This is a genomic window from uncultured Tepidimonas sp., from assembly GCF_938045175.1.
Taxonomy (GTDB): Bacteria; Pseudomonadota; Gammaproteobacteria; order Burkholderiales; family Burkholderiaceae_C; genus Tepidimonas.
Map to the genome: position 1 here is coordinate 1 of NZ_CALIND010000174.1, position 8,986 is coordinate 8,986.

7 protein-coding genes are annotated in these 8,986 nt (G+C 69.0%); 2 read left to right on the forward strand and 5 right to left on the reverse strand.

Features of this window, described 5'->3' with window-relative positions; all coding sequences use genetic code 11:
- Nucleotides 1-712, reverse strand: a 712-nt coding sequence (locus Q0716_RS09030) for a uroporphyrinogen decarboxylase family protein (protein ID WP_299022270.1), incomplete at its 3' end; no start/stop codon positions are given.
- A gap of 77 nt (nt 713-789) precedes the next feature.
- Entirely contained in the window at nt 790-3,003 is a 2,214-nt protein-coding gene (locus tag Q0716_RS09035) for a thioredoxin family protein (RefSeq protein ID WP_299022273.1), read from the reverse strand.
- 175 nt (nt 3,004-3,178) lie between these two features.
- On the opposite strand from Q0716_RS09035, the gene Q0716_RS09040 reads away from it, so the two are divergent.
- On the forward strand, nt 3,179-4,447 hold the full coding sequence (locus Q0716_RS09040) for a cyclopropane-fatty-acyl-phospholipid synthase family protein (RefSeq protein WP_299022275.1): 1,269 nt from the start codon (nt 3,179-3,181) through the stop codon (nt 4,445-4,447).
- Nucleotides 4,448-4,473: 26 nt separating this feature from the next.
- A complete protein-coding gene (locus Q0716_RS09045) occupies nt 4,474-5,343 on the forward strand; it encodes a creatininase family protein (RefSeq protein ID WP_299022277.1) in 870 nt (289 codons plus the stop codon).
- Nucleotides 5,344-5,355: 12 nt separating this feature from the next.
- Here the strand turns inward: Q0716_RS09045 and Q0716_RS09050 are convergent, their stop codons facing one another.
- From Q0716_RS09050 to Q0716_RS09060, 3 genes are read right to left on the reverse strand one after another with little or no spacing between them, the layout of a single operon-like run.
- The gene (locus Q0716_RS09050; protein WP_299022279.1) at nt 5,356-6,024 is read right to left on the reverse strand and encodes a histidine phosphatase family protein; all 669 of its coding nucleotides are present in this window, start codon (nt 6,022-6,024) and stop codon (nt 5,356-5,358) included.
- Between the two features lie 27 nt (nt 6,025-6,051).
- Complete coding sequence (locus tag Q0716_RS09055) at nt 6,052-6,705, reverse strand: LysE family translocator (protein ID WP_299022280.1); 654 nt, start codon at nt 6,703-6,705, stop codon at nt 6,052-6,054.
- The gene (locus Q0716_RS09060; RefSeq protein ID WP_299022281.1) at nt 6,702-8,648 is read right to left on the reverse strand and encodes an ATP-binding cassette domain-containing protein; all 1,947 of its coding nucleotides are present in this window, start codon (nt 8,646-8,648) and stop codon (nt 6,702-6,704) included. Before Q0716_RS09060 ends, Q0716_RS09055 begins: the two co-directional genes overlap by 4 nt.
- Nucleotides 8,649-8,986: the final 338 nt, after the last annotated feature.

Sequence of the window (8,986 nt, forward strand, 5' to 3'; positions counted from 1 at the left end):
CGCGTGGCAGTTGTTCGAGAACGCGGCGGGTATAGGCGAGGCTGAAGGTGTGGAACGCCCCATCGGCCAACACCCCACCCCAGCTGTCGAACACCATCACCGCCTGCGCCCCAGCCTCGATCTGCTGGCGCAAATAGTGCGCCACCGCGTCGGCGTTGACTGCCAGCAGCTGGTGCATCAGATCCGGTCGGCTGTAGAGCATGCGCTTGACGTGGTGGTAATCGTCCGACCCGCCCCCCTCGACCATGTAACACGCCAGCGTCCAAGGGCTGCCCGAAAACCCGATCAGCGGTACCCGCCCGCCCAGCGCGCGCCGGATGCTGGTGACGGCGTCGAACACGTACCGCAGGCGTTCCATATCGGGCACGGCCAGTGCGGCCACGTCGGCTTCGGTGCGCACGGCACGTTCGAACCGCGGCCCCTCGCCGTTGACGAAGTGCAGCCCCAGGCCCATGGCGTCGGGCACGGTCAGAATGTCCGAAAACAAAATCGCCGCATCCAGCGCGTAGCGATCCAGGGGCTGCAGCGTCACCTCGGTTGCGTAGTCCACGTTCGTCGCTAGCCCCATGAAGCTGCCCGCGCGTGCGCGCGTGGCCCGGTACTCGGGCAAATAGCGCCCCGCCTGGCGCATCAGCCAAATCGGCGTGTATTCGGTGGCCTGCCCCAGGCAGGCGCGCAGGAAAGTGTCGTTTTGCAAAGGGGCGAAGGGCATGGGTGGTCGCAGCGATGGGGAGCCGGTGAATGCCGCATTATCCCGTGTCGCGGCTCCGCGTCCGGGCGCGGGCGCCGTCACAGCGTCGCCAGTGCCTCGCGCACCTCGCGTACCGACAGCAGTTCCGACAGCACCCGTGGCGCACGCCCGGGGGCGAGCAGCACATAGACCGGCACCCCGGTGCGCCCCAGGCGGGCCAGCTCGGCGGTGATGACGGGGTCGTAGCGCGTCCAGTCGGCACGCAGCAGTTGCACCCCTTTGGCGCGCATGTCGGCCAGCACGTCGGGGTGGCTCAGTGTCGTTTTTTTGTTGACCTGGCAGGTCACGCACCACGCGGCAGTAAAGTCGACGAACACGGGCTGGCCGCGCGCCAGCAGCCGCTCGACCGCCTCGGGCGACCAGGGCTGCCACACCAAATCGCCCGCCAGCGCCTCGTCGGCGGCCGCGGTGGTGCCATCGCTGGCCACATTTGCCGGTATCAACTGCCCGACGCGCGGGCCCCAGACGGTGGCTAGCCATCCCAGCAGCGCCACGGCCACACTGCCCAGTACCCAGCGCGCGCGTCCGCGCAACGACCAGGCCCACAGGGCAAAGGCCAACGCCACCAGTAGAGCCAGCAGCGCTGCCGCGCCGTCGATGCCGCTTTGCTGTCCCAGCACCCACAGCAGCCAGACGACGGTGGCGAACATCGGAAACGCCATCGCGTGCCGGAACGTCTCCATCCACGGCCCGGGCCTTGGCAGGCGCCGTGCCAGCGCAGGCCAGAAGCTGGCCGCCAGATACGGCAGCGCCATCCCCAGCCCCAGGGCGGCAAAGACGCTGAGCGCCTGCGCCGCCGGCAGCGTCACCGCCAGCCCCAGCGACGCCCCCATGAACGGCGCGGTACAGGGCGAGGCGATCGCGGTGGCCAGCACCCCGGTCAAAAAGGCATCGGCCAGCGGATGGCGCAACTGCAGGCCAGCCAGCCCCGGGGGCGCGAGCTGACCCAGGTGGAACACCCCCGCGAGATTGAGGCCGATCAGCGTGAACAGCGTGGCCAAGCCAGCGACGACCCAGGGGTTTTGCAGCTGAAACCCCCAGCCCACGGCCTCACCCGCCGTGCGCAGCCCGAGCAAAACGGCACCCAGGGCGAGAAACGACAACACCACGCCCGCGGTGTAAGCCAGCCCACCCAGCCGGTGGGCGCGCGCGTCGCTGCCGTGCGATTGAAACGCCATGACCTTGATCGCCAACACGGGAAAGACGCACGGCATCAGGTTGAGCACCATCCCGCCCACCAACGCCCCCAACAAAGCCAGGGCGAAGCCCAGCGACGACGGTGGCGGATTGGCGGGCACGGGCGTCGGCAGGGCTGGCGTGGCAGCGGGCGCTGGCGCCACGGGCGGCCAGCGACCCGCCACGGGCCAGTCGAGCCGCACACCCGCTGTAGCCAGGCCATGGGGCTGGGGCGCCGGTGGCGCCAGCACGAATGCCAGACGGTCGGGAGCCTCGCTGCGGTAGGGCGTCAGCGGGACGCTGGCGTGCCAGGTATCGCCGTCCCAACGCTGCTCCCACGGCGCACCCGGTGCGATGAGATTGCCCGTCTCCGGAAAAAATTCGAGCCGCTGCCCGCGCCATGCGGGGGGCAATCCCGCCACCTGCAGCCGCAGCCGCTCGCCCTCCACGCGCAGCTCGCCGCGTCCCTCGATCGTGCGCGGCACGGCCGCGAGCGCCGCCTCGAAGGCGGCCGCGTGCTCCGTAAGGGGGCGGTCCGTCGGTATTTGCAGCTGCAGCCGCGCCTCCTCCGGCACGCATTCGCGGCGACAGATCAGCCAGGTGGCGCGCACTTGCACGGTCAGGGTGGGCCCGTCCGCGAGGCGCGACACGGTGACCGGTACCGGCAGCAGCAGCGTGCCGTCATAGCCGTAATTGGCCAACTCACCAATGGGGAACTTGCGCGGGGTGGGCCACTGCACCTCACCCGGCTGTAGCCCGTCTGGCAACGTCCACTCGAGTTCGATCGGCAGGCCCGAGTCACCCGGGTTTTTCCAATAGGTGTGCCACTCGGGTGTGTGTTCGATGCGCAGGCCCAACCACAAGGGCCGACCCGGCGCGACGCCTTCGGGGGCGTGCGCCAGCAGCTCGACGCGCGAATACTCACTTTGCGCCACCGCGGTCGGCGTGGTCGAGCGCCCGGGCAGTGACCAGCCACCTTGTGCGGCCACCCAAGGCGAAAACAGCAGCAACCAAAACAGCAGCCACGCGCGTACGGGGCGCAGGGGGTCGATGGGGCGGGCGGTCGCGGACGTCATGTCACCTCTCATGATCGGAAAGTCGGTGCAGCGTTCCCGATTGTCGGGCAGTCGCGGCAGGCTTGCAGGCGCCGCCCACCCATACCGGCCGGGGGCTTCCCATTTCGGGCCGCTCGTTCAACAATGATCAGGCGAAATCGTATCCATACGTGTGTTGTTGGAACGAGGAGAGGACATGCTGTCCATCGACCACACCATCGAGAGCTGGGTGCGCCGCTGGCGCGAGCGCGTCGATCTGCCGCTGCGTGTGCGCTGGCACACCGACGCGGGCGCGGCGGGCGAGGCGCCATTTTGGGACCTGGGGAACTTCGAACAGCCACGGGTGACCATCACCGTGCGCGATGCCGCGGCACTGCCCGCGCTGCTGGCCCCCAGCCTGGATACGCTGGGCGAGGCGTATGTCGAGGGTCGTATCGACGTCGAAGGCGCGATCGAGGATGTCATCGCCATGGCGCAAACGCTGGTGGCGGCCAGCGCCGAGTCAGAGTCCCGCACGCCGGGCGCCCTTTCGCGTTGGGTGCGGGCGTTGACGACGCACACCCGCCGCTCCGACCGCGAGGCCATCCAGTACCACTACGACGTCTCCAACGATTTCTACGCGCGCTGGCTCGACCCGGCCATGGTTTACTCGTGCGCCTATTTCGAGCAGGGCGACGAGGACCTGGCCACCGCGCAGCGCAAAAAGATCGACCACATTTTGACCAAGGTGCGGTTGCAGCCTGGCCAGACCTTACTCGACATCGGTTGCGGTTGGGGCGCGCTCGTCATGCGTGCCGCGCAGGCGTTCGGCGCGCGCTGTGTCGGCATCACGCTGTCGCAGGCGCAGTACGACCTGGCGCGCGAGCGTGTGGCCGCTGCCGGGCTTGCCGACCGGGTCGAGATTCGCCTGCAGGACTATCGTGACGTCGACGGTACCTACGACTGCATCACCAGCGTCGGCATGTTCGAGCACGTCGGGCTGCGCCATCTGCCGGAGTACTTTCGCATCATCCACGACCGACTGGCGCCCAGTGGCTGGTGCCTCAACCACGGCATCACTACCACCGATCCCCACGATGGCGAGACGCCGCACGGCGGTGGCCGTTTCATCGATCGCTACGTCTTTCCGCATGGGGAGCTGCCGCACATCGGCACGGTGCTGCGCACCCTGCAAGAGGGCGGATTGGAGCCGTTCGACGTCGAGAGCCTGCGCCGCCACTACGCGCTGACGCTGACGCATTGGAGCCGCGCCTTCGAGGCGCAGCGCGATGCCCTGCGCGCGATGGTGCCCGAGAAAACCTGGCGCATCTGGCGTGTCTATCTGGCGGGCTGCGCCTGGGCGTTCGAGCACGATCAGGTCTCGATCTTTCAGGTGCTGTGCCGGCGCGCGGGCCGCAGCGCGCAGGAGCTGCCGTGGTCACGGCGCTGGATCTACGAGGGCCAAACGCGCGGGCCGGGCGGTTGATCGGCGCGATTGGCTAAGATGGGCCCATGTCCGTCTCGCCCGCTGCTGCACCGTCCCCGACCCTGAAGCGCTGGGCCGACCTGCGCTGGCCGGAGGTACAGGCGCTCGACCCCGCGCGCACCGTGGCCGTGTTGCCACTGGGCGCGACCGAGCAGCACGGTCCCCATTTACCGCTCGGGGTCGACACCGCCATTGCCGAGGCCGTGCTGGCGGCCGCTGCCCCCCACCTGCCACCCGACGCGCCGATCTATGCCCTGCCGACGCAAGCCGTGGGCTTGAGTCCCGAGCACGCGCGCTACCCCGGCACCCTCACCCTGTCGGCGCCGACCGCACTCGCCCTGCTGGGCGACATCGGCGCGTCCGTGGCGCGCGCCGGCGTGCGCAAGCTCGTCTTCTTCAACGGCCATGGGGGGCACGTGGGGTTGATGGACATGGCCGGTCGCGAGCTGCGGGCGCGGCACGACGTGCTCGTGTGGGGCGTCAACTGGTACGACCTGCCGTGGACCGAGGCCGACGGCCACGACCTGCAGTCCGATCTGTCGGCGCGCGAGCGCCGCTTCGGCGTGCACGCGGGCCAAGTGGAGACGGCACTCATGCTGGCGATGGCCCCGCAGCGGGTGGCGCTGGCGGCGGCGCGTGACTTTGCCTCGTCCTCTGAGCAGCGTGCCCAGCGCTATCCGCTGCTGGGCAATGGCCGCAGCGCCAAATTCGCTTGGCAAATGCAAGACCTGCACCCGGCGGGCGCGGCCGGCAACGCGACGGCCGCCGACGCCGAATGGGGTCGGCGGGTGGTGGCCGCGGCGGGTCGGTCGCTCGCCCAGTTGTTGCTGGAAGTGATGGCCGTGCCTCTCACCACGGCGGTGGCTGGGCCGTCGATGGAGGAAGGCGGCGCCTGAGTGGCGCGGCGCTCACGCGTGCGTGATCCACTCGCGATGCTGGGGCTCGCTCAAGTGCGGCAGTGCGTTGAAACTCACCAGCGCGCATCGCTTCGGGGTGTGCGCGACTTCCGTCACGCTCGTGTTGCGCATGCGCAGATTGAGCTCGATCGTCGCCTCTGGCGAGGCCGCCACCAAATGCCCGACGATGGTAGCAATGGGGCCGCCGCTGGTCACCACCAGCACGTCACCCGCATACTGGGCGCGCACATGCGCCAGCACCGCCACCGCTTCTCGCACGAAGGTGTCGTAGGTCGGCATGCCGCGCGGCGAGATCACCCCGGCCATCCATTGCTGTAACGCATCGCGCAGCAGACGAAAGTGCGCTCGGTAGCCCTGCGGCGTGTGCGGGTCGCCCAGGGGGGGCGCATTCAGGGCTTCGATCAGCGCGGCGCTGTCGTACTCGTCCAGCCCTGGCCAGACCTGGGCCTCACCCTCGATCTGCCCACCGTCTCGAATGGCCTGCCAGGTCTCGTGGTGGCGGCGCAGGGTGCCCGTCAGCACCGCGTCGAACCGCATCCCGTGCGCGCGAAAATACTCGCCCAGGCGCCGCCCCTGTTGCCAGCCCAACGCGCTCAGGCGGTCGTAGTCGTCGCTGCCGAAAGAAGCCTGCCCGTGGCGCACGAGGTGGATCGTTCCCATGCCCCCATTGTCGGTCGCCACACCCGGTCATCCGGTCGCGTGAGCGACGCCACCCATGCCGCTCGATGCCATCCACACCGCCGTGACCACCAACGCCGCAGCCATCACGCGATTGAAAACCCGTAGGCGCCGCCCGCTCGGCCGGCCCTCGACCACGGGCCCCGCCAGCCAGCCGCGCAGTACCGAGCCCACCAGCGCATAGGTCAGGTTGCTTGAAAAAGCGTAGAACACCATCACCGGCAGCACCAGCCAGAACCGCGGCCACGCGTGTGCGTGTCCCGCGATCCAGCCCGCCACGATGGACAGCGCGAGCATCCAGGCCTTGATATTCAAGAACTGCAGGCTCACCCCGCGCCAAAACGTGATGGCCAGGGCATCCGACTCGCCGCGCGCCAGTGTCGAAGCGCCGGCCAGCCGCCACGCCAGCCACAGCAGGTAGCCGACCCCGCCCCAGAGGATCCCCAGCCGCAGCGCCGGCACGGCCAGCACCACCGCCCCCACCCCGGCGGCGCACAACGCGAGCAGCAACGACCAACCCACTGGCACGGCACACACGAAAGGCAAGGCGCGGCGCAGACCCCCGTTGGCCGCCAGGGCGGTCGAGAGTGTGGTGTTGGGACCAGGTGTGAAGCTGGTGGCCGTGGCCAGCGTCAGCAGGGCCAGGAATTCACTCCAGGTCATGGATGGTGCTCACCGCGCTCGCACGCGCTCAGGGCTTCCCAGCGCTCCAGCGCCTCCATCAGCGTTGCTTCGATCGCCCCGTGCCGTTCGGCCAGCGCCTGCGCCCGCTGGGGGTCACGTCCGTACAGCGTGCCGTCGGCCAGCTCGGCCTCGATCGCACGCTGCTCGGCCTCCAGTGCATCGATGCGTCCTGGTAACGCCTCCAGTTCTCGCCGCTCTTTGTAACCCAAGCGGCGCGGGGCGAGAGCCGCCGTCGTGGAGGCGGCGCGGGGTGCGGTCGCTGTCTCGGTCGCCTTCGTTTCGGCCCGGCCCGGCGCGTCCTCGTCCCGCCAGGCCGATGGCCACACCGGCACCCGCCCATGCAGCCGCATCGACTGCGTCATCCAGTCTTGCACTCCGCCTTCGTATTCGCGCCAGCAGCCGTCGCCCTCGAACACCAGCGTGCTCGTCACCACCGCGTCCAGAAAGCGCCGGTCGTGGCTCACCAGCAACACCGTGCCGGGATAGTCCGCCAATCGCTGCTCGAGCAGCTCCAGCGTGTCGATGTCGAGGTCGTTGGTCGGTTCGTCCAACACCAGCACGTTCGCCGGTCGCGCGAACAGCCGCGCCAGCAGCAGCCGGTTGCGCTCGCCTCCCGACAACGAGCGCACCGGGCTCTGGGCGCGGGCCGGGGAGAACAAAAAATCGGCCAAGTAGCTGCGCACGTGCGTGCGTCGTCCCTCGCACTCGATCCAGTCGCTGCCCGGGCTGATGGCTGTTTCCAGCGTGGCGTCGAGGTCCAGCGCGTCGCGCATCTGGTCGAAATACGCCACCGCCAACTGGCTGCCCAGACGCACCTGGCCCACATCGGGCGCCAACTCACCCAGCAACAGACGCAACAGTGTCGTCTTGCCAGCGCCGTTGGGGCCGATGAGTCCAATCTTGTCACCTCGGAGCACCGTCAAGGACAAATCGCGCACGATGGTCGTGCGCTGTGCCCCCTCACCCAGCGCCAGGCTCACCCGCTCCAATTCCGCCACCAGGCGCCCACTCGCCTGTCCGCGCGCCAGCTCCAGCCGCACCTGGCCGACCGCCTCGCGCCGCTCGGCGCGTGCCCGTCGCAGCCGCTGCAACCGCTCGATGCGTGCCTGTGCCCGCGTGCGGCGTGCCTCCACACCCTTGCGGATCCACGCTTCTTCTTGGGCCAGCAGCCGGTCGGCCTTGGCCTGCACCACGGCTTCTTGGGCCAGCTGTTCGGTTTTCAGGGCCTCATAACGGCTGAAGTTGCCGGGGTAGGACTGCAAGCGCGCGCGATCCAGCTCCACGATGCGGGTCACTACCCGGTCCAGAAAATAACGGTCGTGGCTGATCACCACCACGCTCCCCCGAAACGCCAGCAGCTGCTCCGCCAGCCAATCGATTGCATCGATGTCCAGGTGGTTCGTCGGCTCGTCGAGCAACAACACGTCGGGCCGACCCACCAGTGCCCGCGCCAGCGCCACGCGCTTGCGCACGCCACCCGACAACGTCTGCAGCACGCCGTCCGCGGGCAGCCGCAGGCGCGCCAGCGTTTCGGCCACGCGCTGCTCCCAGCGCCAGCCGTCCACCGCCTCGATCGCATTCTGCAGCGCATCCAAATCCTCGCCGGGCGTGGCCGCCATGTACCGCTGCAGCCATGTGCGAACCTCCTGCAGACCGTCGGCGACCGCCTCGAAAACCGTGTGTTGGTCCTCGAACGCCGGCTCCTGCGCCACGTACGCCCAACGCAGCCCCTGCCGCCGCTGCACCGCCCCGCTGTCGGGGTGTACCAAGCCGGCCAATAACCGCAACAGCGTCGATTTGCCGCAGCCCTTGCGTCCCACCAGGCCCACCCGTTCGCCGGCGTCCAGGGTGAAGTCGGCCCCGTCCAACAGCGGCACGTGCCCGTAGGCCATCGACACTGCCATGCATTGCATCCACGTCATGGCTGCGCAGCGTAGCAGGTTCGCCGCCCGCGCGACGGGTGCCTGGCACCACCCGTGCGGCAGGCAGCGCCACCACCGTCGGCGCCCACCGATGCCAGCGATCCGTGCGCCGCGTGCAACGCCAGAAAAATGGTGTATACTAGCGGGCTCTCGACAGTGCATCGCCCCCGGGGTGGTGCCAAGACACAGAAGGCGGTAGCAAGTCAAAAGCAGCTTGGCAAAGCTTGCAAAGACGCCAAAAACTGTGTCATAATACTGAGCTTCGCTGATCGCGGCGAGGTGAGAGAGGCTCCTTAACAAGCAACAGCCGATAAGCGTGGGCGAGTGCCTTGGCGCTT